Genomic DNA, 23,445 nt, shown 5'->3' with positions numbered 1-23,445 from the left:
GAAACTTTAAAGCAGATGAAAGCGCTCTCAATTCTGCACCCAGACTCTCGACACCCTCCGGTTCGACAGCAAAGGCGGATCCGCACACCAGGCAGTGAATTGGGTGCTGGTGACCAGGTAGCACCTTGATTGGCCCGTACTGGTGGCATGGTGACTGCACGATGGCCATATCTTCGGACTCGGTCATCGGTTCAGGGACTGCGGACGTCGACGCGATGCGAAGTCCCGTCTCATTTGATAGCAGTTCGAGGACCTAGGGCAAGGCTCGGGATTGGGCGTACTGTAGCTGTTCTTTGGTCCACCAGTGGTCGGTTCCGGCGGCGACACCGCACAGAGGGCAGTAATAGACCTTCGGCGTCGGCTCAGCGGCGGCGATGTCGTTGATGGGGCCGCGGTGCCACTTGAATTCCCGTTCGCAGGTCGGGCATTCCCGACGAATGAAGTTGTCGCCGTCGGTAGGGATGGACACTTTCATGTCATGGTCACGAACTCTTCGTGATCGAACTGCTCACCGTCTGCGGTTCGCCCCTTGATTAGCGGTGTGCAGTACCGCTTGTTGTCGCCCGGAAGGTTGCAGACGACACGGTGCCAACGCAGTAGCTCGAGGAAGCACCCCTCCCCTACCTGGTCAGCTGCGTGGCGGATTCGGTATACCAGCTCGTCCACGCGGGCACGGTATCGAGCCGCTCCGACAATGGGCAGCTATTGCAAATCGCGGGCGGCAATGAGACCAGTGATGAAGTCGGCGACGCGGTCGGCTTCGGCGTCTGTGAGATCAAACTGCCGGCCGCCAACAACGGTGCGGGCCGGGCCGAGCGGCTCCAACCCGTACAGGACCCGTGTGGTCGCGGACAGGGCGGCTCGATCCGCGATGGACTCAACGGTGCAGTTCAGCGCGTCGGCGATCGCGGTGAGCTGCTCGCGAGACAAACTTGACGCGGGTGCGACCCTCCCTCGCCCGGCTGGTACTTGCCCTCGCTCCCAGACGCTGACCTGACCGCCGTTCGAGCCAATGGCGACGGCGAGTTTAAGTTGCGATAGTCCACGCTCCAGTCGGGCTGCGCGAATAGCGCGGCCGAGCGAGCGGGCCTCGTCTGGGGTCACTTCCCCTCCCCTATTGTCCGGTCTCGCACTTCGGCGACCGCAGACCAGTGGCCATCCTGATGCGCGGTAATGCCGACGGTAGCTGTGGCAGACTGATAAAGGCGACTAAGGCGTCGGTCGAGGTCGATATGAACGTTCAACTCACTGGGCCCGGTGCCGACGATGTACATAGGGGTGATCGTCCCTGATCCGATTGCCGAGTGGACGCGGCACCTGCAGTCCTCGCTCTCGTCCTGAACGGTCGGATCAACGGGTGGATCTCCGTCGAGTCACGGGCTGGTGAATCCCACCGCGTCTCGGTGGTGGCCGGGCCGGGTGAGGACGCGTTCGTCGGGCCGCTCGCGCTACCGGAGGGGCCCACCGCGTCAGAGCGGTCTACACCCTCAGGTGCTGTACCTTCCGCCAGCCCGGATCATCGGTGACGGTGACGCGCACCTCGCCCTGATCCCACCCGGAAGCGGCCACACGCAACTGTTCGTGCGCTGGGGTGGTGGAGTCCACGTAGAAGTGCATCAGCCGCCGACCGTCGCAGCTTTCCGCCCCCACGCATTCGCCGTTGCCTTCGAGCCGCTCCACCAAGTGGTCCTCGAGGTCACGAAGCCCCGGCAGCGAGAGCGAACCCGGCAACCCGCCGTCCTCAACATCCGTATAGGGCACGTGCACAGCGACGTGACGGTCGAACTCCGGCGAAGACAGGGCGACGAGCGGCACCCGGACCACGGCCACGAGCGGCCCGCAGTCTGTCTCACCGTGGAGGATCTGCCACGCCGGGTCGCCCACCTCATCGGTGTTGTCCGCGGCGAGCTCGGTCAGGATCTGCGGTAGGTCGGCGAGCTGAACCGCCTCGATGCCGGGCGCGGTCGCGTTGGCTCGGATCAACCCGACCCACGTCTCCACCTGCTCCTCCCCACACAGCGCATCGAGCAGCAGATACGCGGCGATCCCCCGGTCAGCTCCGGAAAGCCCGGTGAACGCCGGGTGGTGCACGGTGACGTCCGCCCGGGACAGGCCGAGGTCCACCACGACCTCGGCCTGGTCGAAGTCCAATCGACGGCCGCGGAAGTACATCGCGCAACCCCGCACGGGTTCGCGCAAGTCGGCAAAAGACCACGTCTCGTCGGCGTCCGGAGCCGCCGCCAGCCATCGGCGGGCCGCGCCGCGCAACTCGGGCACGCCGGCCGCGGTGACGGTGAGCCGGTGCGGTCCGCCCTCGTGACCGGGGACGAACTCCCAGGACAACCCGGGATCGATGGCCTCGATCAGCGAGGTGAGCTCCGGGACCACCCGGCGCGCGTCGCCCGAATCGAGAGCTGCCGTCGCCCGCCGCCTGCCACTCTCGGCCCACCACCGCCAGAAGGTGGTCACCGCCCGGTCCGACCGGAGCCGGGCCGTCTCGATGCGGACGCCGGAGAAGTCCAACGACCGCGAGAGCTGCCGGGGTCGCGCTGCACGAATCGCCATCTGGTCTCCTCCCATCACTGCGGTCATCGAGCTCGTCTCCACCCAGTATCCGGATATCCCTCCGATCGTGCCCCCGCCGACACACCCGGACGGGCCGAGGGGGGCGTTCACACTGCGACTCTGCTGCGCCCCGAGCGGGGTCGGGAAATGCTTCCACGAGGGTCCGGTCCGGGCCCCGGGCTGGCAGGGCAGCACTCTGGAGCGGGTCTCTGGACGGCGGTGCGGGCCCGTGTTCCAGTCTGCGGGGCCTGAGCCAGCTCAACCCCCAACCAGGAACACCGCCCCGTGGCCTACGCCGCCGAAATGTCCGGCAAAACACGGGTTGTGCTGGCGAAATGGACCACCGGGGCCGCGCACGTCACACGGGCAGCGTGAGCCGGCCGACATGCGCTGGCTGGTCGCGCCGGAGGCCCGTCCGCGCCGGCCCGGAAGAGGTGGCCGGGCCGGGTCAGGCGATCGACGTCTCCAGCGGGTGCAAAGGTGCGCCCACGCTGGCAGTGTCGTAGGTATGACCACGCCCCATGACCTGGCCCGGCTCTCCTCAGGTTCCTCGAATGACCCGGAGGCGACCAGGCCACCACGCCCACAGCCCCACCCCTTCCGCAGTGATCAGCCCGGCCCGCGGGTACTCGTGATCGGTGCGACCGGGTACATCGGGTCGCGGCTCGTGCCGCGGCTACTGGCCGACGGTCTCGAGGTCTCCGTGCTGGCCCGCACACCGAAACGCCTTGACGACGTGCCGTGGCGGGACGAGGTGACCATCCACGAGGGAGGGCTCGGCGACTACGACGCACTGCTCACAGCATTGCGGGGCGCGGACGTCGCCTGCCACCTCGTGCACTCCATGGGAGACGCCAAGGATTACGCGCGCGAGGAGCGCGAGACCACCAAGGCGTTCGTCCAGGCCGCCGAGGAAGCGGGTATCGAGCGCATCGTTCACCTGTCCGGTCTCCACCCGGAGGACGAGTCCGCCTTGTCCCCGCACCTGCGTTCACGCGCCGAGGTCGCCCAGATCATGCTGGCATCCTCGGTGCCCGCACTGGTGATCCAGGCCGGTGTGGTCATCGGGTCGGGTTCGGCCTCCTTTGAGATGATCCGGCATCTCACCACGCGCCTGCCCGGGATGGTGACACCACGGTGGGTGAAGAATCGCATCCAGCCCATCGCCGTTCGCGACGTCATCCACTACCTGGCCGCGGCAGTGAGCTGCCCCGCCGAGTCCTGCCTCGCGGACGGTGGCCGCACCATCGATGTGGGCGGACCGGACGTGCTGACGTACGGCGAGATGATGCAGGTTTACGCCGAGGAGGCCGGGCTGCGTAAGCGGCTCATGGTCCCGGTCCCCGTGCTCACGCCCAAACTTTCCTCCCTGTGGATGGGACTGGTCACCCCCCTCGATCCGGGTCTGGCCGCGCCACTGGTGGAATCGCTGCGCTGCGAGGCCATAGTGCTTGTCGACGACGCCGACGAGGTCCTCGGTCCCCCACCGGGCGGACGGACCAGCTACCGGGAGGCCCTTCGCGAAGCACTACGGGTCCCCCACGGACCCGCTCGACCGCCGCTGTGGGACGGAGCCGATCCGCTGGACGATCCCGCTCGCCTGCTGCCCTCGGATGCCGACTGGGCGGGGGTCCGCCCGCCCACTATCGGGCGAGTGCGCTCCGGGCGATGAGTGACCAGCGGGAGGTGCCCGCGTCTCCCACCCACCGGTATTCGCGGGCACTGCAAACGGGTGACATGGATACCGCGCCATCGCGGCCATCCCGGAGGCGTGTCCTCGTCGTCGTCATCACTCTCGTCGTGGGCGCGACGGTGAACGGATGGGCGCTGCGGATCCCCGCCGGCGACCCCATGTTCTACCCCGCAACCGCACTGCTGGCCACCGTCTGGCTCGTCGGCGCGTTCGCGTCCGGTCCGATTCGGGTCGGACGCGAGCCGTACCGCCGACACCGACCAGTAGTGTCGTCGGTCCTTACCGCGGCAGCGCTCGCCGTGCTGTTCTGCCTCGGGGCGCTCGTGGTGGCGAGGATCGAACCGCTACGGGAATCCGTCGATGCTCTCCTCGACCACGCGACTGTGGGCAACCTCCCGCTGGTGGCCGCATTGACCGCCGTCAACGGCATCGCTGAGGAGTGCTTCCACAGGGGCGCGGTCTTCTCGGCGACAGCGCATCTGAGGCCGATACTGGTGACCACGCTGGTCTACGCGGCGGTCACGGCCACCGCGGGCATCCCGCTGCTCGTACTCGCGGCCGTCATACTGGGTGTGGTCACGGCGGTCCAGCGTCGGGCCACCGGAGGAGTGCTGGGCCCGGCGATCACCCACGTCACGTGGTCGATGGTGATGCTCTTCGCGCTAGGCCCCATCCTCGACGCGGCGCGCGGCTGACCTGCCCGGCGCGGTACTAGTCCCCGCAGCAGCCAGGCGACGCCATCCCCGGCGCGCCAGGCCCCGGCCGCACGTCACGGGTGACGCGATTGCGCGCCGCCAGCTCATCGTCGGCCGGATACTCCACCCCCACCAGGGACAGTCCACACGCGGGCGCGACCGGAACGGCGGACGACCGCTCGGTCTCCGAGAGCAGCCCGGTGATCCAGTCGAGGCTGCGTCTGCCCTCCCCCACCGCCATCACCGCGCCCACGAGGCTGCGCACCATCGACCAGCAGAACGCGTCCGCGCTCACCGACGCCGTCCACACGGGGGCCGCACCGGGGGCATCGGCGCCGCGCGGATCCGGCTCCGTGCGCCAGTCGAAGCGCTGCAGTTCGCGGATCGTGGTGGCGCCCTCGCGTCGTCGGCAGAATGCGGCGAAGTCGTGCAGCCCCAACAGTCGGCCGGACGCCTCCCGAACCGCCTCCACGTCGGCGCCACGCTGCCATGCCGCAGTGTCCCGGGCGCGCGTCGGCTCGGGCCCCCACGGCGCCGTGGTGAGCCGGTACTCGTAGTGCCGGCGCAGCGCCGAGAACCGGGCATCGAAATCGTCCGGGGCCCACCGGGCGTCCATCACCGCGATATCCGCGGGCAACAGCCGAGCGAGCCGGCGCACGAGGGCCTCCGGGCGGCCGTCGAGGGACCGCTGGTCCAGCCACGCCGGGTCCACGTCGAGATGGCATACCTGCGCGCGAGCGTGCACTCCGGCGTCGGTGCGTCCGGCGACCGTGAGAAGCACGGGGTGGCGGAGGATCTTGGCCAACTCCGCCTCGAGCACCCCGCACACGGTCCTCAGCCCGGGCTGCCGGGCCCATCCGGAGAAGTCGGTGCCATCGTAGGCGACGTCGAGGCGGATTCGGCGGGTGCTCACGGCCTACAGACGCTAGACCACGGTCGCGGCCGCCCGCCACACCGCCCACCGCGGCCCATTCCGGCACGATGGGCCCATGCCGTTGCCACCGTCCCCCCGCCTCGTCGCGTTGTTCGCCGGCGGCATGGCCGCCGCCCTCGTACTGGGTGCCTGTGCACCCGGTGACGACGACGAGGCCCCGCCCGCGGCAGCAGGGCCCGCCGCCACCGACACCTCCGAGCCGGAACGGGCGCCGGTCACGAAATACGTGGCGTTGGGCGACTCGTTCGCCGCCCTGGGCCCGACCGGCGCCCCCACGAGCGGGCCGGACGGGTGCCTGCGCTCGACACGCAACTACCCGTCGCTGTTCGCCGAGCGAGCGGGAGTCGCTGAATTCGTGGATGCCACCTGCGGTGGCGCCCGGACCGTCGACATGACGGAGCCGCAGATCGCCACGACCCCACCGCAGTTCGACGCCCTGACGGCCGACACCGATCTGGTGACACTGTCGATCGGAGGCAACGACATCGGCTTTGGGGCGATCGCCGGATGCGTCGCGCAGACGCCGCGGGTTCCCGACGGGGCCCCCTGTCGTGATCGCTTGGATGCGGAGGTCTCGTCGGCGCTCGCCGGGCTCGGCACCCGCCTCGACCAGGTGCATGAGGGGATTCGTGAGCGGTCCCCCGTAGCGCGGGTCGTGGTGACCGCGTATATGCCGCTCGTCCCCCCGGCGGAGGGCGGATGCGACTTCCTCTCGCGGGTCAGTCCTGGCGATGTCTCCTGGACCCGCGACGTCACCGACCGCGTCAACCGCGCGATCTCCGAGGCTGCCGAGAACGCCGGTGCGGAGGTCGCGATGCCTGGTGACGCCGACGAACGTCACGCCTGCACCCAGCCAGAAGTCCGGTATACCGATTTCACCGGTGTAGACACCGGCTCGCATCCGATGCACCCGACCGAGCAGGGCCAGCGTGCCATGGCGGCAGCGGTGGCAGGCGTCCTGTGACGGCTCGCCGTCCGCTCTGGAAACGACGAGGGCCCCGCCACCGCGTGATGCGGTGACGGGGCCCTGAAGGCGTGATCCGGTAGTGGGACTCAGGCCTTGCCGGTGTCCTCGCCCTCGGCGTGCGTGGTGTCCTCGGACACTGCCTCGGCGGTCGCCTCCGCAGCGTCGACCTGGGCATCATCAGCGCCCTCGACCTGGTCGGCGATCGGGCTGTTGGCCTCGGCCTCGGCCGTGACGTCGTCAGTCGACTCCGCCGGGGTCTTGGCTGGCGCCGTGGACGCCTTCGAGGCCGCGGCACGCGTGGCGCGTGAGGCCTCGGCCGAGACGAGATCCTCGGTCACGAGCGCGATCATCGCCATGGGCGCGTTGTCGCCCTTGCGGTTCTCGAGCTTGACGATCCGGGTGTAACCGCCATCGCGGTTCGCCACCCGGGGTCCGATCTCGGCGAACAGCTTGTGCAGGACGTCCTTGTCGCGGATGACCTTGGCGGCCTCCCGACGGTCGGCCAGCGTGCCGCGGCGCGCCTTGGTGATGAGCTTCTCCGCGTACGGCCGCAGCTGCTTGGCCTTGGGCTCCGTGGTGCGGATCGCGTCGTGCTCGAACAGCTGGGTGGCCAGGTTCGAGAGGATGAGCCGCTGGTGGGCGGCGGATCCGCCGAGGCGGGCGCCCTTCTTGGGCTTGGGCATCAGATTCTCCTAGGAATGGTGTTCCGGGCGCTCGTCAGAGCTGCTCGGTCTCGGCGTAATCCTCGCCGCCCTCGTCGGTCCACGTGCCAGTCTCGGCGTCGTAGCCGGCGACCGAGGCGGGATCGAATCCGGGGGGCGCGTCCTTCAGGGACAGGCCGAGCTCCACGAGCTTGACCTTGACCTCGTCGATCGACTTCTGTCCGAAGTTGCGGATGTCGAGCAGGTCCGACTCGCTGCGGGCCACGAGCTCGCCCACGGTGTGGACACCCTCGCGCTTGAGGCAGTTGTAGGACCGGACCGACAGGTCCAGGTCGTCGATCGGCATGCCGTACGCAGCGATGTGGTCGGCCTCGGCCGGGCTCGGCCCGATCTCGATGCCCTCCGCCTCCACGTTGAGCTCACGGGCGAGACCGAAGAGCTCGACGAGGGTCTTGCCGGCGGACGCCAGGGCGTCCCGGGCGGTCATCGAGTTCTTGGTCTCGACGTCCAGGACCAGGCGGTCGAAGTCGGTGCGCTGATGCACACGGGTGGCTTCGACCTTGTAGGTGACCTTGAGCACGGGCGAGTAGATCGAGTCGACCGGGATCCGGCCGATCTCGTGGCCCGCGTCCTTGTTGAGGCCAGCGGGAACGTAACCGCGGCCACGCTCGACGACCAGCTCGATCTCCAGGCGGCCCTTCTCGTTGAGGGTGGCGATGTGCAGGTCCGGGTTGTGCACCTCGACGCCGGAGGGCGGGACGATGTCACCGGCGGTGACGGCACCCGGCCCCTGCTTCTTGAGGTACATGGTGACCGGCTCGTCATCGACGGACGAGACGACCAGGCCCTTGAGGTTGAGGATGATGTCGGTGACATCCTCCTTCACGCCCGGCACGGTGGTGAACTCGTGCAGTACCCCCTCGATACGGATGCTGGTCACCGCTGCGCCCGGGATGGACGACAGCAGCGTGCGCCGCAGCGAGTTGCCGATGGTGTAGCCGAAACCGGGCTCGAGGGGCTCGAGCACGAACCGCGAGCGGTTCTCGGAGACGACCTCCTCGGTGAGGGTGGGCCGCTGGGAGATGAGCATGTGCTACCTCTTTCGATTCTCGACGCCCGCTATTTGACGCCGTGGGAACCCACCGTCGCCGGGCGGGCCGCGGTGTGCGGCCCGCCCGGCGACGAGGGAGGACAGATCACTTCGAGTAGAGCTCGACGATCAGCTGCTCCTGAAGCGGCACATCGATCTGAGCGCGCTCGGGGAGCTGGTGGACGAGGACCCGGAGGGTCGTCGGGACGACCTGGAGCCACGCCGGGACGGGACGCTCGCCGAGGGTTTCCTGGGCGATCTCGTACCAGTCCATCTTGGTCGACTTGGGGCGGACGTCGACGATGTCGTACTGCGAGACGCGGTAGCTCGGGATGGTCACCTTCTGGTCGTTGACCAGGAAGTGGCCGTGGGCCACGAGCTGCCGTGCCTGGCGACGCGTCCGTGCGAGACCCGCGCGGTACACGACGTTGTCCAGTCGCGACTCGAGGATCTGCAGGAGGTTCTCACCGGTCTTGCCGGCGCGGCGGTTCGCCTCCTCGTAGTAACGACGGAACTGCTTTTCCATCACGCCATAGGTGAAGCGAGCCTTCTGCTTCTCCTGCAGCTGGGTGCGGTACTCGGACTCCTTGATCCGCGCACGGCCGTGGTGACCGGGCGGGAAGGGCCGACGCTCGAATGCGGTGTCTCCACCCACGAGGTCCACGCCCAGACGGCGTGACTTGCGGGTGACAGGGCCGGTGTAACGTGCCATGGTTTAGTGCGTTCCTTCCGGCTCAGACTCGACGCCGCTTGGGCGGACGACAGCCGTTGTGGGGCTGGGGGGTGACATCGGAGATCGTGCCCACTTCGAGGCCGGCGGCCTGGAGCGAACGGATCGCGGTCTCACGTCCCGAGCCGGGGCCCTTGACGAACACATCGACCTTCTTGACGCCGTGCTCCTGCGCCTTGCGGGCCGCGTTCTCCGCGGCGAGCTGGGCGGCGAAGGGCGTCGACTTGCGCGAACCCTTGAAGCCGACATGGCCGGAGGACGCCCAGGACAGGACGGCACCGGTGGGGTCGGTGATCGAGACGATGGTGTTGTTGAACGTGCTCTTGATGTGGGCTTGGCCGTGAGCGACGTTCTTCTTCTCCCTGCGACGGCCCGTCTTCTTGGGGCCCGCAGCGCGTGACTTGGGGGGCATTACTTCTTCTTTCCGGCGACGGTCTTCTTCGGACCCTTACGGGAACGGGCGTTGGTCTTGGTGCGCTGGCCACGGACCGGCAGGCCACGACGGTGGCGAAGTCCCTGGTAGCTACCGATCTCGATCTTCCGGCGAATATCGCCCTGGATCTCACGGCGGAGGTCACCCTCCACCTTGTAGTTGCCCTCGATGTCGTCACGAAGGACGGTCAACTGCTCATCGCTGAGATCCTTGGTGCGAAGGTCCGGGCTGATGCCCGTACGCTCCAGGATCTCCAGCGACCGGGTGCGACCGATGCCGAAAATGTAGGTGAGCGCGATCTCCATACGCTTGTCACGTGGGAGATCAACGCCGGCAAGGCGTGCCATGTGGCGTGTCTCTTTCGTCGTGCGGTAGGTCTGCTCCCCGACCGTCCCCGATCCGGATGGTCATCTCGCGATGAGCAACCGTACGGGGCCCCGGCCTCCGCAACCGAGGGTGTGAATCCGCCGACCCAAACGAAGGGACGGCGGCTGGTGCGGGGAGTTGAGCGTCTTTACTTGTAGCGGTAGACGATCCGACCCCGGGTCAGGTCGTAGGGCGAGAGCTCCACGACAACGCGGTCTTCGGGGAGAATGCGGATGTAGTGCTGCCGCATCTTCCCGCTGATGTGGGCGAGGACCTTGTGCCCGTTCTCGAGTTCGATGCGGAACATTGCGTTCGGCAACGGCTCAACGACACGGCCCTCGACCTCGATGGCTCCGTCTTTCTTTGCCATGCTGGTTACGGTCCTCCAAGATTCCCCGGGTGACGTCTACCGGATTCTGGTGCACTGGTGGGCACACCGACGTATAAGCCTACGTCAGGTCACAGCTGTGCGCCAATCGGACCCGAAGCGCCGCCGCGGACCGCACGGCTCCGGCCGATCAGACGTAACAGGCCGGCGCCGCGGGAACACCGTCGAATCGTTGCTGTAGCCAGTTCATCGCGGCAGGGAGTTTCTCCACGGCACCTATCAGGTGCTCTGGTGCGAGCCCCGGCTCCCACGTCAACAGGGCGCCCTCACGGCAGTACCGCTTGGCGGTCTGCTCTGCGTCCCAGAACGGAACCAGCGGGTCGGTGGCGGAGTGCCACATGAAGACCGGGACCCGGGGCACGTCAGGACTGAGTAGGACGCTGTTCTCCGCGAACGCGCGCATCAGCCCTTCCTCGGCCATGAGGTCCCCGCCCTCCAGCACCATCGGCACCGACCTGAACGCTCCCAGTGCCAGTAGGGTCGCGGTGCATCGGCCCCGGAGCTGGTGGTAGAGCGCCCACCCGTCTGGAGTGAGTTTCTCCTCGAGCCGGATTGCCTCCGGGTACTCACGCGCCATCCCCACAGCAGCCGCGAACGCAAGACCGAATGCCGGGTGCGGAAGGTTCCCGATCATCCGCGCCATTGTCGTCATGTCCGTCGGCACTCCGCCCTGCGCGACGCCGACGAGGTTAACGTCGGGCGCGTAATCGTCATGCATCAACCCAACCCAGGCACTGGCGATCCCTCCCCCGGAATACCCGAGGGCCCCGAAACGGCTGTGGGCCGAATCGAACCGCGGGTCATCCCGGACTGCGCGCATCCCGTCGAGCGCGATACGCCCCGAGAGCTGACCCCCCGGATATGCGACCTTCGGTCCAAGGTGGTCAGGGATGATGACCGTCCATCCCTGGTCCAGGCGCAGTCGCAGGAAGGCCATCGCGTTGTCCTGGACCGTCTCCAGAGTCGGGTTGACGAGGGTCTCTGTCGGAGCACAACTCTGACCGAGAGAATTGAGGTAATGCTGGTAGCTCAATACCGGTCCATTGGGCCGTGCATGGTGGGGCCGCACTACCGTGGCGGTCGCGAGCAGCGGCTGGTCCCGCGTATCGGTTGAACGATAAGCGATCTCAGTCACGCGGTATCCCGTGAATGCCGGCATGGTGACATCGCGGGTGTTGATGACCTCGCCCGGGCTTGCCGCGGCCAGCACCCCGGGGTCCGCCTGGTAGAACGGCCCGGGCTGAGGGGGCTCCATGATGGAACCACCGGCGTTGTCCATCACGGACTGGGCTCCCGAGGCCGGGACTCCGGGGCCCGCCATGGCGGCAACGGCAACGGCGAACATCACGAGCAGTGCGACTGTCCCCCGCGCCGCAGACGGGCGTGCAGGGTACTCGCGTCGCGCGACCATGTCGTGACCTTTCGGAACGGATGTTGATTACCGGCACATACTCTATCCCGACATCATTGACGGCCTACGCTGAGCCCACCCGTCGACCAGGGCGAGTCGTCGCGAATCGTGGAGCCTGCTCAGTCCCCCGGCCGAGGCGTGAGAATCCGGGGCCCGTCGGCGGTCACGGCGACAGTGTGTTCCCAGTGAGACGCCGGCGATCCGTCGACCGTGACGACGGTCCAGTCATCGGCCAGAGTCCGTGTGTCGGTCTCTCCCCCCAGGACGAGCATCGGCTCGATGGCCAGGACCGACCCCTCCTGGAGTCTCGGTCCCCTACCGGGCTTGCCCTCGTTGGCCAGGAAGGGCCATTCGTGCATCTCGCGACCGATCCCGTGTCCGCCGAACCCGTCGACGATTCCCAAGGAGATCCCGTGGCGTTCTGCCGCCCGCCGGGTCGCTGCCTCCAGTGCGTGTGAGACGTCGGTGAGTTTGTTTCCCGGTGCCATCGCCAGGAGTCCCTCCTCAAGGACCTCCCGCGTGGCGTCGTTGAGGGCCGCGACGTCCGGTGCGAGGGTGCCCACGCCGAATGACCAGGCGGAGTCGCCGTGCCACCCGTCGAGGATGGCGCCGCAGTCGACGGAGACGAGGTCTCCCTCCCGCAGGACGGTGTCGCCGCCGGGGATCCCGTGCACTACGACCTCGTTGACCGACGAACAGATGGAGCCGGGAAAGCCCTCGTATCCCTTGAACGACGGGATGGCCCCCGCGTCCCGGATGAGCTGTTCCACGATCTCGTCCAGGTCGGCGGTGCTGGCGCCTGGGACCGCGGCCTCACGGGCAGCGACGAGCGCCCTCCCGACGATACGGCCGGCGGCCTCCATGGCATCCAGTTCACCCGGGGTGCGCGCGGTGACCACGCTCTTTCGAGATCGGCCGAACACGGCGGACGTCAGCGACCCAGCGCGGCGAGCGCGCGTGCGTTGATCTCCTCGACGTCACCAACGGCGTCGATGCTCTTGACCTCGCCGGCGTAGTACTCCAGCAGCGGAGCGGTCTCGGACCTGTACACCGACATGCGGTTCCGGATGACGTCCTCGGTGTCGTCCTCGCGCCCGCGGGCGAGCATCCGCTTCACCACGGTGTCGTCGTCGACCTTGAACTCGAGGACCGCGTCGAGGGAATGTCCTGCCTCGCCCAGCATCTCCTTGAGCGCGTCTGCCTGCGCGACGCTACGCGGATAGCCGTCCAGGAGGAATCCCTCAGTGGCGTCGGGCTCGCCGATACGTGCCTCGACCATCCGGTTGGTCACTTCCGCGGGGACGAGGTTCCCGGCGTCGATGTAGGTCTTGGCTTCCTTCCCCAGGTCGGTGCCCTGGGAGATGTTCGCGCGGAACAGATCACCGGTGGAGATGTGCGGGACACCGAGCTTCTCCGAGAGCAGAGCCGCCTGGGTTCCTTTGCCGGCTCCGGGAGGGCCGAGGAGGACGAGACGCATGGTAGGGACCAGCCTTTCTACAATTTGCTTGCTCGGACGAGACCGCGCCTACTTGAGGAAGCCCTCGTAGTTGCGCTGCATGAGCTGGGCCTCGATCTGCTTCACGGTGTCGAGGCCCACGGAGACCATGATGAGCACGGCGGTTCCGCCGAACGGCATGTTTTGCATGTCTCCACCCCCGCTGCCCATATCGAGGAACACGTTGGGGAGCACCGCGATGAGGCCGAGGTACAGGGAACCGAACAGCAGGATCCGGTTGAGTACGTAACCCAGGTACTCCGCGGTGGGGCGGCCCGGGCGAATACCCGGGATGAATCCGCCGTACTTCTTCATGTTCTCCGCCTGCTCCATCGGGTCGAACTGGATGGCCACGTAGAAGTAGGCGAAGAAGATGATCAGCGTGAAGTACAGGAGGATGTATCCCCAGCTGGACGGGTTCTGCAGGTACTGCATGATGTACCGCTGCCAGAATCCGTCACCCGAGGCCTCGGGCCCCTGGACCAGCTGCGTGATGAGGATCGGCACGTACATCAGCGAGGACGCGAAGATCACCGGGATGACGCCGGCCTGGTTGACCTTGAGCGGCAGATAGGTGGAGGTGCCACCGTACTGGCGGCGTCCGACCATCCTCTTGGCGTACTGGACAGGGATGCGCCGCTGCCCCTGCTCGACGAACACGACGGCGACAACGATGAGGACGACCGCGAACATCACGGCCGCGAACTTCATGGTCGAGGAGTTCTGGTAGATGTTCACGCCCTCGCCCGGGATGCGCGACGCGATGCCGGCGAAGATGAGCAGCGACATGCCGTTACCGACGCCGCGGTCGGTGATGAGTTCGCCGAACCACATGACGAGGGCGGCGCCCGCTGTCATCACAATCACGATGGTGACGAGCGTGAGGATGCTGTCGTCGATAAGCACGGACTGGCCGTTACCGAGGAGCTGTCCCCGGTCGGCGAGTGCGACGATGCCCGCGGACTGGAGGACGGCGAGCGCGATCGTGAGATAACGCGTGTACTGCGTCATCTTCGCCTGACCGGACTGGCCCTCCTTCTTCAGCTGCTCGAAGTACGGGATGACCACGGTGAGCAGCTGCACGATGATGCTCGCCGTGATGAACGGCATGATGCCGATCGCAAAGACCGACAGCTGTAGCAGTGCGCCACCGGAGAACAGGTTCACCAGGGAGAACAACTGGGCGTTGTCCCCTGTCATCGCCGAGTCGAGCAGCCCCCGGAGCTTGGGGTAGTCGACGCCGGGCGACGGGATCTGCGCGCCGATCCGGTAGAGGATGATGATCCCGAGGGTGAAGAAGATCTTCTTCCTCAGGTCCCGGTCCTTGATCGCGGACGCGAGTGCGGAGAGCACATGTCCTCCTGGTCGTGGTCGGCCGCTGGCCGCCGGTCGTCGAAAGCAGATGCGCCAGGGCGATTCGCGCCGACCTTCCGGCGGGCGCCGACCCCGATACGCACAACGGGAAAACTCTATCAAGATGAGTGCAGGGGTCGGGTCCGAGACTCTCGAACCCGACCCCTGCACCCCTCATCGGCCCGCGGACGGGCCGACCGGGGAAATCAGGCCCCGGCCTCCGACACGCTTCCGCCGGCGGCCTCGATCTTGCTCTTGGCCGACGCGGAAACCTTGTCGACGGTCAGGGTGACTGCGGCGGAGATTTCCCCGTCCCCCAGCACCTTGACCGGCTGATTCTTGCGGACGGCACCCGCGCCGACGAGCTCGGACACGCCGACCTCGCCGCCGTTCGGGAACAGCCGCTGGATGTCGGCGACGTTGACGACCTGGAAGACGACCTTGTTGCGGTTCTTGAAGCCCTTGAGCTTCGGGAGCCGCATGTGGATCGGCATCTGGCCGCCCTCGAACGCCGCGGGGACGTTCTTACGCGCCTTCGTGCCCTTGGTACCACGGCCAGCGGTCTTGCCCCGCTTGCCGCCCTCGCCGCGACCCACACGGATCTTCTCGGCGTGCGACCCGGGAGCCGGGCGCAGGTGATGCAACTTGATGGTCATGCTCACTCCGTCTCTTCGACCACGACGAGGTGGTTTACGACGTTGATGAGACCCCGGGTCTGCGCATTATCCTCACGCACGACCGACTTCCGGATGCCCTTGAGGCCGAGCGTACGCAGGGAGTCCCGCTGGTTCTGCTTCGTCCCGACGGTCCCACGGACCTGGGTGATCTTCACGTTGGCCATGGTCAGGCCCCCTGTCCGGCACGCGCACGGAGCATGCCCGCGGGCGCGACGTCTTCGATCGGCAGGCCGCGGCGAGCCGCGACCTCCTCGGGACGGTGCAGACCCTTGAGCGCCGCCACGGTCGCGTGGACCACGTTGATGGCGTTGTCCGAACCCAGCGACTTGCACAGGATGTCGTTGACGCCGGCGCACTCGAGCACGGCGCGTGCGGCGCCACCCGCGATGACCCCGGTACCCGGGGAGGCGGGGCGGAGCATGACGACACCGGCGGCGGCCTCACCCTGGATCGGGTGAGGAATGGTGGAGGCGATGAGTGGGACGCGGAAGAAGTTCTTCCGAGCCTCCTCGTTGCCCTTCTGGATGGCCGCCGGCACCTCCTTGGCCTTGCCGTAGCCGACGCCGACCATCCCGTTACCGTCACCCAGGATCACGAGGGCGGTGAAGCTGAAGCGCCGACCACCCTTGACGACCTTGGAGACGCGGTTGATGGTGACGACGCGCTCGATGTACTGCGACTTGTCCTCGTCGCGGCCGCGACGATCGTCGCGGCCTCGGCCACGACCGCGGTCTCCGCCGCGGCCCTGGGTGTTGTCGTTGGTGGTCTTGTTGTCTGCGGCGGGGCCGTTGCTTCCGCCGTCACGACGCTGACGTCCCGGCATCAGACGGTCCTTCCGTTAGCGAACAGTGCAGTGGTGTTGGTCATCAGAACTCCAGCCCACCCTCGCGGGCGGCGTCGGCGAGAGACGCGATCCGGCCGTGGTACTTGTTGCCACCACGGTCGAACACGACGGCATCGATGCCGGCAGCCTTCGCGCGCTCGGCCAGGAGCTGGCCGACCTTTGCGCTGCGGGCCTTCTTGTCGCCCTCGACAGAACGCACATCCGCCTCGATGGTCGAGGCAGCGGCCAGGGTGCGGCCGGCCAGATCGTCGACGATCTGGGCGTGGATGTGGCGTGAAGACCGATTGACGACCAACCGCGGACGCTCCGGCGTACCGGAGACCTTCTTGCGGAGGCGGTAGTGGCGCCGGGTGCGACCCTCGCGACGTGCTGTCGAGGCATCGGTTCCCAGCGGGGAACGCTTCTTGGTGCTGCTCATGATCACTTACCCGTCTTTCCGACCTTGCGACGGACCTGCTCGCCGGCGTAGCGGATGCCCTTACCCTTGTACGGGTCGTGCTTCCGCAGACGCTTGATGTTGGCGGCGATCTGGCCCACCTGCTGCTTGTCGATTCCGGAGATCGAGAACTTGGTCGCACCGTCGACGGCGAACGTGATGCCGTCGGGAGCCGTAACCGGAACCGGATGCGAGTAACCCAGTGCGAACTCGAGATCCTTGCCCTTGGCCACGACGCGGTAGCCGACGCCGAAGATCTCCATGTCCTGCTTGTAGCCCTCGGTGACGCCCACGACCATGTTGTTGACCAGCGAGCGGGAGAGACCGTGCAGAGAGCGGTTGTCGCGGTGCTCGTCGGGACGGTTCACCGTGAGGATGTTGTCCTCGATCGAGACCGAAATGGGGTCCGGCAGAACCTGGGTGAGCTCACCCTTGGGGCCCTTGACGGTGATGGTCTGGCCGTCGACCTTGATGTCGACGCCGGACGGGACGGTGATCGGAGCCTTGCCGATACGTGACATTGCTCGCCCCCTTACCAGACGTGGGCGAGGACTTCCCCACCCACCTTCTTGTTGTTCGCCTGGCGGTCCGTGAGCAGTCCCTGGGACGTCGAGATGATCGCGACGCCCAGGCCACCGAGGACCTTGGGCAGTTCGGTGGACTTGGCGTACACGCGCAGACCCGGCTTCGAGATGCGCTTGATGCCCTGGATGCTGCGCTGACGCGACGGACCGTACTTGAGGTCGATGGTGAGCTTCTTGCCCACCTCGGCGTCCTCGACGGCGTAGCCCGCGATGTAACCCTCCTGCTGGAGGATGGCAGCGATGTTGCCCTTGAGCTTGGAATGCGGCATCGACACAGTGTCGTGGTACGCCGAATTGGCGTTACGCACACGCGTCAGCATGTCCGCGATGGGATCGGTCATCGACATGGATTGACCATGTTCCTTTCTCGTAACGGTTCCCATGCAACACGTCCTGTGCGGCGACCTGTGGGCCGCGCACGTCCGTCGTGGGCCTATCACGAAGAGTGCGAATGTTCTCTTGTATGGGATCCGGAAGGTCCTTAGACCTACCGGTGTTCCCGCCGCGACCGGTGCTCTTCTCACCGGGGCGCGACCAGACGACTGGGCCGTCTGCCCGTCGCCGGGGAACCGCACTGCGGTGCCCCGGCGAGGACGGCCGGTCCGGCCTGGTTGACAAGGTCAGTTCTCCTTGAAGGGGAACCCGAGCTGCTTGAGCAGCGCCCGGCCTTCCTCGTCGTTCGTCGCGGTGGTGACCACCGTGATGTCCATGCCGCGCGGGCGGTCGACCTTGTCGACGTCGATCTCGTAGAACATCGACTGTTCGTTGAGGCCGAACGTGTAATTGCCGTGGCCGTCGAACTGCTTGCCCGAGAGGCCGCGGAAGTCGCGGATACGCGGGAGCGCAACAGTCGTCAGGCGGTCGAGGAACTCCCACATGCGGTCGCCACGCAGCGTCACGCGCGCGCCGATCGGCATGCCCTCGCGAAGCTTGAACTGCGCGATGGACTTGCGGGCCCGACGGACCTCCGGCTTCTGACCGGTGATCTGCGTGAGGTCGTTGATGGCGCCGTTGATGAGCTTGGCATCGCGGGCGGCGTCACCGACACCCATGTTGACGACGACCTTGACGACACCCGGGATCTGCATGACGTTCGCGTACTCGAACGTCTCGTTGAGCGCCGGCTTGATCTCGCTAACGTACTTGGCCTTGAGGCGAGGGGTGTAACCGGTGGGAAGAGCGGTATCGGTCATGGTTACAGGTCCTTCCCGGTCGAACGCGAGACACGGACACGCTTGCCGTTCTCGTCGGTGCGGATTCCGACCCGAGTCGGGTTGCCGTCGGCATCCACAACCATCACGTTGGACACGTGGATCGGGGCCTCCTGCGTGACGATGCCCCCGGACGAGGCGCCGCGCTCTGCAGCCGAGTTTGAGGTGTGCTTCTTGATGCGGTTGACGCCCTCGACGAGGACCTTCTCCTGCGCCGGGAAGGCCTGGATGACCTTGCCCTTGGCGCCCTTGTCCTTACCGGAGATGACCAGCACCGTATCGCCCTTGTGAACCTTCATGTCAGAGCACCTCCGGAGCCAGCGAGACGATCCGCATGAACTTCTTGTCGCGCAGCTCGCGGCCTACTGGCCCGAAGATGCGCGTTCCGCGCGGATCGTTGTCGTTCTTGATGATGACGGCGGCGTTCTCGTCGAACTTGATGTACGACCCGTCCGGGCGACGACGCTCCTTGGCGGTGCGCACGATGACGGCCTTGACGATCTCGCCCTTCTTGACGTTGCCGCCGGGCATTGCGTCCTTGACGGTGGCGACGATGATGTCGCCCACGCCTGCGTAGCGGCGCTTCGAACCGCCGAGAACGCGGATGCAGAGAATCTCCTTGGCACCCGTGTTGTCGGCGACCTTCAGCCGCGACTCCTGCTGGATCATGGTTCTCCTGACCAGGTCTATTCAATGTGTGCCGGATACCGACCCGACACACGCGGTCATGCCGCCCGTCGACACATCACGACGTGACAGGTCGGGCAACTGCTCCAGTGTAGGGTGCGCGCGGACGCTGACCCAAATCCCGGTCAGCTACCACTCGAACCCGCCGAACCCGCTCCGCGCAGAGAACCCGCCGAACCGATCGATCCGGCCGCCTCGGACGAGCCAGCCGAGCCGGCCGACCCGCCGGCGTGACCCGCCAGCCCGTTCGTCGTATCGGACCCGTTGGGAACAGCATCCGGCAGTCCGGACAGTATGTAATCCATTCCCGGAAGCATCTGGGTGACGAAGACCGGCCAATTGTGGATTCCGGTCGGCATGTAATTCACCTTCAGTTTGACGCCTGCCACCCCGCCGAGCGCCGCCTCGAGCTGGTGGGTGCTCTCGTAGGAGCCCTTCTCCAGCACATGCCCGTCGACGAGGACGACCTCGTTGCTTCCGAACCGGCCCAGTTCGCTGGATCCGACGAGCCCCGTGGCCGCGCTCAGGTAGACAGCCTTGTTGGCGAGCCCGGAGGGATTGGCGACGGTGTCGTGCTCCGCCCAGCTCGTCGACCCGCGCGGTCCCCACATGTTGGTGACGTCCCCGTGCCGCGCAGCAACGGTAAGCCGCGCGTACTGGTAGCCGAGCTCGTCGGTGGTCGAGTAGGCACCGCTGATCCCGGCGACAGCTTTGAACATCTCGCTCGCGTTCGCCAGGTGGAGCGCCGCGGATGCCCCCATCGACAGGCCCATGACGCCCCAGCTCCCGTTGTGGGCCAGCGGCCCTGCGGTTCCCGGCTTTCCCGCCTTCAGGAGCGGCGGCAATTCCTGGGTGAGGAACGTCTCCCACTTGTTCGCGCCGAGGACGGGATCGTCGGTCTCCCAGTCAGACCACATCGACGAGGGCCCACCCGTCGGCGCGATCACGTTCACCTGACGTTCGCGCAGGGCCGGGTCACCCCACCCCATTCCGGTACTCCACCCCGAGGGAACCTCGCTACCGACGCCGTCGAGGAAGTACACGTTGGGAGCGTCGACACCCGCCGGGGCCCGGTACACCTCGACCCGGACCTCCCGCTCCATGGACTGTGACGTCACGGTCCACACCTCGGCCCGCTGATCAACCTCGTTCAAAGACCCGGGGAACAGTGGTTCGACTTTCCTCACCTCAGACGAGGTGATCGATCTATCCCGGTCCACGAGAACCGCTGACGGTGCCTGGGAGCTGCCCGGTCGGGGGAACTCGCTGGAGCCGATTGCACCGATGGAGCCGAGGACTGACGTCACCGGTATCGGGGCGCCGAGTTGCGTTAGCGCCGCGACGCTGAGGGAGGGCACTCCCAGGAGGCTCCCGGGTGCCACACTCGGAATTAGTGAGCCCGGGTCGATGGAACCCGGGTCCAGACTCTGGGCACCTGCCGAGGGCAGGCCGGAAGCCGCCATCGCAAACACCGCCGCGGTAGCGGCCAGCGTGCGGAAGCCGCCACGTCGATCGTGGGCCCTACTCCCCTGTCGATCGATATGCGATCCGTTTCCCATGTGGCGATCCTGTCGTTTTGTTCAGCGTCCGAATGCTGAAACATTGCCCGGATTTCGTAACAACGAGCTAGAACGTTACAACCAGCTGCTCCGATAGGTCACAACGATGCAGAACGGCCCGGCCCCGGGGTTCCGGGGCCGGGCCGTTTTATCGTGCGAGAGCAGGCTTACTTGGCCCGCTCGAGCACCTCGACGAGGCGGTACCGCTTGGAGGCGGACAGCGGGCGGGTCTCCATGATCCGCACGCGGTCGCCGACTCCTGCGGTGTCGGTCTCGTCGTGGGCCTTGACCCGCTCGGTACGGCGCATGATCTTGCCGTAGAGCGGGTGCTTCACGCGGTCCTCGAGTTCGACGACGATGGTCTTCTCCATCTTGTCGGACACGACGTACCCGATCCGCACCTTGCGGCTATTGCGCTCGGCGTTCTCGTTGGACTCAGTCACAGCTGTTTCCTTGTCACTCACTTGGCATCACCCGGCGCCGCCGACAGACCGAGCTCGCGCTCGCGAATGACGGTGTAGATGCGAGCGATGTCGTGGCGGACGACCCGCAGGCGGCGGTTGTTGGTCAGCTGACCGGTGGCCATCTGGAAGCGCAGGTTGAACAGCTCTTCCTTGGCCTCGCGCAGACGAGCGGTCAGTGCATCGGCGTCGAGCTCACGCAGCTCGGGGGCGGTGGTTCCACTAGCCATCAGAACTGCTCCTCCCGGGTCACGATGCGGGTCTTGCACGGAAGCTTGTGCTGCGCGCGACGCAGGGCCTCGCGAGCGGTCTCCTCGTTGGGGTACGACATCTCGAAGAGGATGCGGCCCGGCTTGACGTTGGCCACCCACCACTCCACAGATCCCTTACCGGAACCCATCCGGACTTCGGCAGGCTTCTTGGTCAGGGGACGATCAGGGTAGATGTTGATCCACACCTTGCCACCACGCTTGATGTGGCGGTTGATGGCAATACGCGCGGACTCGATCTGCCGGTTGGTGACGTACGCCGGCTCGATGGCCTGGATGCCGTAGTCGCCGAAGGTCACCTTGGTGCCACCCTTTGCCCCGCCCTTACGGCCGGGGTGGTGCTGCTTGCGGTGCTTGACGCGCTTGGGGATAAGCACTGTCACGCCTCCCTGGTCTGGTTCTGCGGTGCCTCGGCAGGAGCCTCGGCGGCCGATCCGGAACCGGCGCGGCCGGTCTCGGTGCTGGTCGCAGTGGTGCCCTGGGCCCCGGAGCGACGCGGGCGCCCCGCGCCACGCTCGCGGCGGGGACCGCGGTCGGCACCGCCACGGTTGCTGGTCTGGGCGTACTGGTCGGACTCGCGACGGCCGCCGACCACGTCACCCTTGTAGATCCACACCTTGACACCGATACGACCGAAGGTCGTCTTGGCCTCGTAGGTGCCGTAGTCGATCTCGGCACGCAGGGTGTGCAGGGGGACGCGCCCCTCGTGGTAGCGCTCCGAACGGGACATCTCGGCGCCGCCGAGACGGCCCGAACAGACCACCTTGATTCCCTTGACCTGGGGCTGGCGCATGGCCGACTGGATGCCCTTGCGCATCGCCCGGCGGAACGCCACACGATTCGAGAGCTGCTCCGCGATCCCCTGGGCGACGAGCTGCGCGTCAGCCTCGGTGTTCTTGATCTCGAGGATGTTGAGGTGGACCTGCTTGGCGGTGAGCTTCTCGAGCTCCCCGCGTAGGCGGTCTGCCTCGGCGCCACGACGACCGATCACGATGCCCGGACGGGCGGTGTGGATGTCCACGTGGACCCGGTCACGGGTCCGCGAGATGTCGACGCCGGAGATTCCGGCCCGCTCCATGCCCTTGGACAGGAGCTCGCGGATCTTGATGTCCTCGGCGACGTAGTCGGCGTACTGCTTGTCGGCGAACCACTTGGACGTCCAGTCCGAGGTGATGCCGAGACGGAAGCCGTGCGGCTGGATCTTCTGTCCCATTTAGCGGGCACCTCCCTGGTTGCGACGTGCCCGGCCGGAACCGACCTTTTCAGGCACGCTGGTCACCTCGATGGTGATGTGGCTCGTGCGCTTGCGCACGCGGAACGCACGACCCTGGGCACGCGGACGGAAACGCTTGAGGGTCGGACCCTCATCGGCGTAGGCCGTGGTCACCACGAGGGTCCGGGGGTCCAGGTCGAGGTTGTTCTCGGCGTTGGCCATCGCTGACGCGAGGACCTTGGCAACCGGCTCGCTGGCCGCCTGCGGCGCGAACCGAAGGACGTCCAACGCGTCGCCGGCGTCCTTGCCACGGATCAGGTCGATCACACGCCGCGCCTTCATGGGCGTGACGCGGACAAACTTGGCGGTGGCACGCGCGGAGAGCTGCTGCTCGGCCGCCTCCGTACCGTCGTCGGTCTTTTTCGTATCAGTGCTCATCGACGCTTACTCTTCCGATCGTCCTTGATGTGCCCCTTGAACGTGCGCGTCGGCGCGAACTCGCCGAGCTTGTGACCCACCATCGAGTCGGACACGAACACGGGCACATGCTTGCGGCCGTCATGGACGGCGAACGTGTGGCCGATGAAATCGGGCAGGATCGTCGAGCGACGGGACCAGGTCTTGATGACCTGATGCGTGCCCTTGTCGTTCTGTACGTCCACCTTCGCGAGGAGGTGTTCGTCGACGAACGGACCCTTCTTGAGACTACGAGGCATCCTAGT

Annotated in this window: 33 protein-coding genes; 3 read left to right on the top strand and 30 right to left on the bottom strand. The window is 66.8% G+C overall.

Annotated features, from left to right (window positions below):
- Positions 1–471: 471 nt before the first annotated feature.
- From FQ137_RS07580 to FQ137_RS07565, 3 genes are all read right to left on the bottom strand, one after another.
- Positions 472–666, bottom strand: a complete 195-nt coding sequence (locus FQ137_RS07580) for a hypothetical protein (RefSeq protein ID WP_149291852.1) — start codon at positions 664–666, stop codon at positions 472–474.
- A 36-nt stretch (positions 667–702) separates the two neighbouring features.
- Positions 703–1,104 (bottom strand): helix-turn-helix transcriptional regulator, encoded by a 402-nt coding sequence (locus FQ137_RS07575; RefSeq protein ID WP_149291851.1) that lies wholly within the window; start codon positions 1,102–1,104, stop codon positions 703–705.
- A 375-nt stretch (positions 1,105–1,479) separates the two neighbouring features.
- Positions 1,480–2,565: a DUF695 domain-containing protein gene (locus tag FQ137_RS07565; protein ID WP_149291850.1), complete on the bottom strand. Its 1,086-nt coding sequence runs from the start codon at positions 2,563–2,565 to the stop codon at positions 1,480–1,482.
- A 508-nt stretch (positions 2,566–3,073) separates the two neighbouring features.
- Here FQ137_RS07565 and FQ137_RS07560 point away from each other — a divergent pair.
- Positions 3,074–4,237: an NAD(P)H-binding protein gene (locus FQ137_RS07560; RefSeq protein WP_149291849.1), complete on the top strand. Its 1,164-nt coding sequence runs from the start codon at positions 3,074–3,076 to the stop codon at positions 4,235–4,237.
- A 65-nt stretch (positions 4,238–4,302) separates the two neighbouring features.
- Positions 4,303–4,953 carry a CPBP family intramembrane glutamic endopeptidase gene (locus FQ137_RS07555; RefSeq protein ID WP_149291848.1) on the top strand — a complete coding sequence of 217 codons (651 nt, stop codon included), beginning with the start codon at positions 4,303–4,305 and terminating at the stop codon, positions 4,951–4,953.
- A gap of 16 nt (positions 4,954–4,969) precedes the next feature.
- Here FQ137_RS07555 and truA read toward each other — a convergent pair whose 3' ends face one another.
- Positions 4,970–5,866, bottom strand: coding sequence for a tRNA pseudouridine(38-40) synthase TruA (truA, locus tag FQ137_RS07550; protein ID WP_149291847.1), 897 nt, complete (start codon positions 5,864–5,866; stop codon positions 4,970–4,972).
- Positions 5,867–5,942: 76 nt separating this feature from the next.
- Between truA and FQ137_RS07545 the strand changes: the two genes are divergently transcribed.
- Positions 5,943–6,851 (top strand): SGNH/GDSL hydrolase family protein, encoded by a 909-nt coding sequence (locus FQ137_RS07545; protein WP_149291846.1) that lies wholly within the window; start codon positions 5,943–5,945, stop codon positions 6,849–6,851.
- A gap of 89 nt (positions 6,852–6,940) precedes the next feature.
- Here FQ137_RS07545 and rplQ read toward each other — a convergent pair whose 3' ends face one another.
- From rplQ to rpsS, 26 genes are all read right to left on the bottom strand, one after another.
- The gene (gene rplQ, locus FQ137_RS07540) at positions 6,941–7,537 is read right to left on the bottom strand and encodes a 50S ribosomal protein L17 (protein ID WP_149291845.1); all 597 of its coding nucleotides are present in this window, start codon (positions 7,535–7,537) and stop codon (positions 6,941–6,943) included.
- Positions 7,538–7,571: 34 nt separating this feature from the next.
- The gene (locus FQ137_RS07535) at positions 7,572–8,606 is read right to left on the bottom strand and encodes a DNA-directed RNA polymerase subunit alpha (RefSeq protein WP_149291844.1); all 1,035 of its coding nucleotides are present in this window, start codon (positions 8,604–8,606) and stop codon (positions 7,572–7,574) included.
- Between the two features lie 106 nt (positions 8,607–8,712).
- Complete coding sequence (rpsD, locus tag FQ137_RS07530; protein ID WP_149291843.1) at positions 8,713–9,318, bottom strand: 30S ribosomal protein S4; 606 nt, start codon at positions 9,316–9,318, stop codon at positions 8,713–8,715.
- Positions 9,319–9,340: 22 nt separating this feature from the next.
- Positions 9,341–9,748, bottom strand: coding sequence for a 30S ribosomal protein S11 (gene rpsK, locus FQ137_RS07525; RefSeq protein ID WP_149291842.1), 408 nt, complete (start codon positions 9,746–9,748; stop codon positions 9,341–9,343).
- Entirely contained in the window at positions 9,748–10,116 is a 369-nt protein-coding gene (gene rpsM, locus FQ137_RS07520) for a 30S ribosomal protein S13 (RefSeq protein WP_149291841.1), read from the bottom strand. Before rpsM ends, rpsK begins: the two co-directional genes overlap by 1 nt.
- Positions 10,117–10,283: 167 nt before the next feature.
- The gene (gene infA, locus FQ137_RS07515) at positions 10,284–10,505 is read right to left on the bottom strand and encodes a translation initiation factor IF-1 (RefSeq protein WP_005140011.1); all 222 of its coding nucleotides are present in this window, start codon (positions 10,503–10,505) and stop codon (positions 10,284–10,286) included.
- Positions 10,506–10,653: 148 nt separating this feature from the next.
- A complete protein-coding gene (locus FQ137_RS07510) occupies positions 10,654–11,934 on the bottom strand; it encodes a lipase family protein (RefSeq protein ID WP_149291840.1) in 1,281 nt (426 codons plus the stop codon).
- Positions 11,935–12,053: 119 nt separating this feature from the next.
- A complete protein-coding gene (gene map, locus FQ137_RS07505) occupies positions 12,054–12,857 on the bottom strand; it encodes a type I methionyl aminopeptidase (protein ID WP_149291839.1) in 804 nt (267 codons plus the stop codon).
- A gap of 8 nt (positions 12,858–12,865) precedes the next feature.
- Positions 12,866–13,411 carry an adenylate kinase gene (locus tag FQ137_RS07500; RefSeq protein WP_149291838.1) on the bottom strand — a complete coding sequence of 182 codons (546 nt, stop codon included), beginning with the start codon at positions 13,409–13,411 and terminating at the stop codon, positions 12,866–12,868.
- 48 nt (positions 13,412–13,459) lie between these two features.
- Positions 13,460–14,782 (bottom strand): preprotein translocase subunit SecY, encoded by a 1,323-nt coding sequence (gene secY / locus FQ137_RS07495; protein ID WP_149291837.1) that lies wholly within the window; start codon positions 14,780–14,782, stop codon positions 13,460–13,462.
- 206 nt (positions 14,783–14,988) lie between these two features.
- Positions 14,989–15,438, bottom strand: a complete 450-nt coding sequence (gene rplO, locus FQ137_RS07490; RefSeq protein ID WP_149291836.1) for a 50S ribosomal protein L15 — start codon at positions 15,436–15,438, stop codon at positions 14,989–14,991.
- A gap of 2 nt (positions 15,439–15,440) precedes the next feature.
- Positions 15,441–15,623 (bottom strand): 50S ribosomal protein L30, encoded by a 183-nt coding sequence (gene rpmD / locus FQ137_RS07485; protein WP_149291835.1) that lies wholly within the window; start codon positions 15,621–15,623, stop codon positions 15,441–15,443.
- Between the two features lie 2 nt (positions 15,624–15,625).
- On the bottom strand, positions 15,626–16,282 hold the full coding sequence (gene rpsE / locus FQ137_RS07480; protein WP_149291834.1) for a 30S ribosomal protein S5: 657 nt from the start codon (positions 16,280–16,282) through the stop codon (positions 15,626–15,628).
- Between the two features lie 43 nt (positions 16,283–16,325).
- Complete coding sequence (gene rplR / locus FQ137_RS07475) at positions 16,326–16,721, bottom strand: 50S ribosomal protein L18 (RefSeq protein ID WP_149291833.1); 396 nt, start codon at positions 16,719–16,721, stop codon at positions 16,326–16,328.
- Positions 16,722–16,723: 2 nt separating this feature from the next.
- Complete coding sequence (gene rplF / locus FQ137_RS07470) at positions 16,724–17,260, bottom strand: 50S ribosomal protein L6 (protein ID WP_149291832.1); 537 nt, start codon at positions 17,258–17,260, stop codon at positions 16,724–16,726.
- 11 nt (positions 17,261–17,271) lie between these two features.
- On the bottom strand, positions 17,272–17,670 hold the full coding sequence (rpsH, locus tag FQ137_RS07465) for a 30S ribosomal protein S8 (RefSeq protein WP_149291831.1): 399 nt from the start codon (positions 17,668–17,670) through the stop codon (positions 17,272–17,274).
- A gap of 273 nt (positions 17,671–17,943) precedes the next feature.
- Positions 17,944–18,516: a 50S ribosomal protein L5 gene (gene rplE, locus FQ137_RS07460; protein WP_149291830.1), complete on the bottom strand. Its 573-nt coding sequence runs from the start codon at positions 18,514–18,516 to the stop codon at positions 17,944–17,946.
- A 2-nt stretch (positions 18,517–18,518) separates the two neighbouring features.
- Complete coding sequence (rplX, locus tag FQ137_RS07455) at positions 18,519–18,833, bottom strand: 50S ribosomal protein L24 (RefSeq protein ID WP_149291829.1); 315 nt, start codon at positions 18,831–18,833, stop codon at positions 18,519–18,521.
- A 1-nt stretch (position 18,834) separates the two neighbouring features.
- Entirely contained in the window at positions 18,835–19,203 is a 369-nt protein-coding gene (rplN, locus tag FQ137_RS07450) for a 50S ribosomal protein L14 (RefSeq protein ID WP_149291828.1), read from the bottom strand.
- Positions 19,204–19,346: 143 nt separating this feature from the next.
- A complete protein-coding gene (locus FQ137_RS07445; protein WP_255583787.1) occupies positions 19,347–20,339 on the bottom strand; it encodes an alpha/beta hydrolase family protein in 993 nt (330 codons plus the stop codon).
- A gap of 608 nt (positions 20,340–20,947) precedes the next feature.
- Positions 20,948–21,223, bottom strand: a complete 276-nt coding sequence (gene rpsQ / locus FQ137_RS07440) for a 30S ribosomal protein S17 (RefSeq protein WP_149291826.1) — start codon at positions 21,221–21,223, stop codon at positions 20,948–20,950.
- Positions 21,224–21,240: 17 nt separating this feature from the next.
- Positions 21,241–21,471 (bottom strand): 50S ribosomal protein L29, encoded by a 231-nt coding sequence (rpmC, locus tag FQ137_RS07435; protein WP_017838199.1) that lies wholly within the window; start codon positions 21,469–21,471, stop codon positions 21,241–21,243.
- A complete protein-coding gene (gene rplP, locus FQ137_RS07430; protein WP_149292706.1) occupies positions 21,471–21,887 on the bottom strand; it encodes a 50S ribosomal protein L16 in 417 nt (138 codons plus the stop codon). The genes rpmC and rplP overlap by 1 nt, the downstream gene beginning before the upstream one ends.
- A 2-nt stretch (positions 21,888–21,889) precedes the next feature.
- The gene (rpsC, locus tag FQ137_RS07425; protein ID WP_149291825.1) at positions 21,890–22,723 is read right to left on the bottom strand and encodes a 30S ribosomal protein S3; all 834 of its coding nucleotides are present in this window, start codon (positions 22,721–22,723) and stop codon (positions 21,890–21,892) included.
- Complete coding sequence (gene rplV, locus FQ137_RS07420; protein ID WP_149291824.1) at positions 22,724–23,161, bottom strand: 50S ribosomal protein L22; 438 nt, start codon at positions 23,159–23,161, stop codon at positions 22,724–22,726.
- Positions 23,158–23,439, bottom strand: coding sequence for a 30S ribosomal protein S19 (gene rpsS / locus FQ137_RS07415; RefSeq protein WP_007628126.1), 282 nt, complete (start codon positions 23,437–23,439; stop codon positions 23,158–23,160). The genes rplV and rpsS overlap by 4 nt, the downstream gene beginning before the upstream one ends.
- Positions 23,440–23,445: the final 6 nt, after the last annotated feature.

The organism is Dietzia sp. ANT_WB102, from assembly GCF_008369165.1.
Classification (GTDB): domain Bacteria; phylum Actinomycetota; class Actinomycetes; order Mycobacteriales; family Mycobacteriaceae; genus Dietzia.
This window is presented reverse-complemented; position numbering and strand designations above follow the sequence as displayed.

What these genes read in the sequence shown, in the direction of transcription:
- FQ137_RS07565 (WP_149291850.1), bottom strand. Translation starts at nt 2,565, where the DNA reads ATGGCGATTCGTGCAGCGCGACCCCGGCAGCTCTCGCGGTCGTTGGAC.
- FQ137_RS07560 (WP_149291849.1), top strand. Translation starts at nt 3,074, where the DNA reads ATGACCACGCCCCATGACCTGGCCCGGCTCTCCTCAGGTTCCTCGAAT.
- FQ137_RS07555 (WP_149291848.1), top strand. Translation starts at nt 4,303, where the DNA reads ATGGATACCGCGCCATCGCGGCCATCCCGGAGGCGTGTCCTCGTCGTC.
- FQ137_RS07545 (WP_149291846.1), top strand. Translation starts at nt 5,943, where the DNA reads ATGCCGTTGCCACCGTCCCCCCGCCTCGTCGCGTTGTTCGCCGGCGGC.
- rplQ (WP_149291845.1), bottom strand. Translation starts at nt 7,537, where the DNA reads ATGCCCAAGCCCAAGAAGGGCGCCCGCCTCGGCGGATCCGCCGCCCAC.
- FQ137_RS07535 (WP_149291844.1), bottom strand. Translation starts at nt 8,606, where the DNA reads ATGCTCATCTCCCAGCGGCCCACCCTCACCGAGGAGGTCGTCTCCGAG.
- rpsD (WP_149291843.1), bottom strand. Translation starts at nt 9,318, where the DNA reads ATGGCACGTTACACCGGCCCTGTCACCCGCAAGTCACGCCGTCTGGGC.
- rpsK (WP_149291842.1), bottom strand. Translation starts at nt 9,748, where the DNA reads ATGCCCCCCAAGTCACGCGCTGCGGGCCCCAAGAAGACGGGCCGTCGC.
- rpsM (WP_149291841.1), bottom strand. Translation starts at nt 10,116, where the DNA reads ATGGCACGCCTTGCCGGCGTTGATCTCCCACGTGACAAGCGTATGGAG.
- infA (WP_005140011.1), bottom strand. Translation starts at nt 10,505, where the DNA reads ATGGCAAAGAAAGACGGAGCCATCGAGGTCGAGGGCCGTGTCGTTGAG.
- FQ137_RS07510 (WP_149291840.1), bottom strand. Translation starts at nt 11,934, where the DNA reads ATGGTCGCGCGACGCGAGTACCCTGCACGCCCGTCTGCGGCGCGGGGG.
- FQ137_RS07500 (WP_149291838.1), bottom strand. Translation starts at nt 13,411, where the DNA reads ATGCGTCTCGTCCTCCTCGGCCCTCCCGGAGCCGGCAAAGGAACCCAG.
- rplO (WP_149291836.1), bottom strand. Translation starts at nt 15,438, where the DNA reads ATGACCATCAAGTTGCATCACCTGCGCCCGGCTCCCGGGTCGCACGCC.
- rpmD (WP_149291835.1), bottom strand. Translation starts at nt 15,623, where the DNA reads ATGGCCAACGTGAAGATCACCCAGGTCCGTGGGACCGTCGGGACGAAG.
- rpsE (WP_149291834.1), bottom strand. Translation starts at nt 16,282, where the DNA reads ATGCCGGGACGTCAGCGTCGTGACGGCGGAAGCAACGGCCCCGCCGCA.
- rplR (WP_149291833.1), bottom strand. Translation starts at nt 16,721, where the DNA reads ATGAGCAGCACCAAGAAGCGTTCCCCGCTGGGAACCGATGCCTCGACA.
- rplF (WP_149291832.1), bottom strand. Translation starts at nt 17,260, where the DNA reads ATGTCACGTATCGGCAAGGCTCCGATCACCGTCCCGTCCGGCGTCGAC.
- rpsH (WP_149291831.1), bottom strand. Translation starts at nt 17,670, where the DNA reads ATGTCGATGACCGATCCCATCGCGGACATGCTGACGCGTGTGCGTAAC.
- rplE (WP_149291830.1), bottom strand. Translation starts at nt 18,516, where the DNA reads ATGACCGATACCGCTCTTCCCACCGGTTACACCCCTCGCCTCAAGGCC.
- rplX (WP_149291829.1), bottom strand. Translation starts at nt 18,833, where the DNA reads ATGAAGGTTCACAAGGGCGATACGGTGCTGGTCATCTCCGGTAAGGAC.
- rplN (WP_149291828.1), bottom strand. Translation starts at nt 19,203, where the DNA reads ATGATCCAGCAGGAGTCGCGGCTGAAGGTCGCCGACAACACGGGTGCC.
- rpmC (WP_017838199.1), bottom strand. Translation starts at nt 21,471, where the DNA reads ATGGCTAGTGGAACCACCGCCCCCGAGCTGCGTGAGCTCGACGCCGAT.
- rpsC (WP_149291825.1), bottom strand. Translation starts at nt 22,723, where the DNA reads ATGGGACAGAAGATCCAGCCGCACGGCTTCCGTCTCGGCATCACCTCG.
- rplV (WP_149291824.1), bottom strand. Translation starts at nt 23,161, where the DNA reads ATGAGCACTGATACGAAAAAGACCGACGACGGTACGGAGGCGGCCGAG.
- rpsS (WP_007628126.1), bottom strand. Translation starts at nt 23,439, where the DNA reads ATGCCTCGTAGTCTCAAGAAGGGTCCGTTCGTCGACGAACACCTCCTC.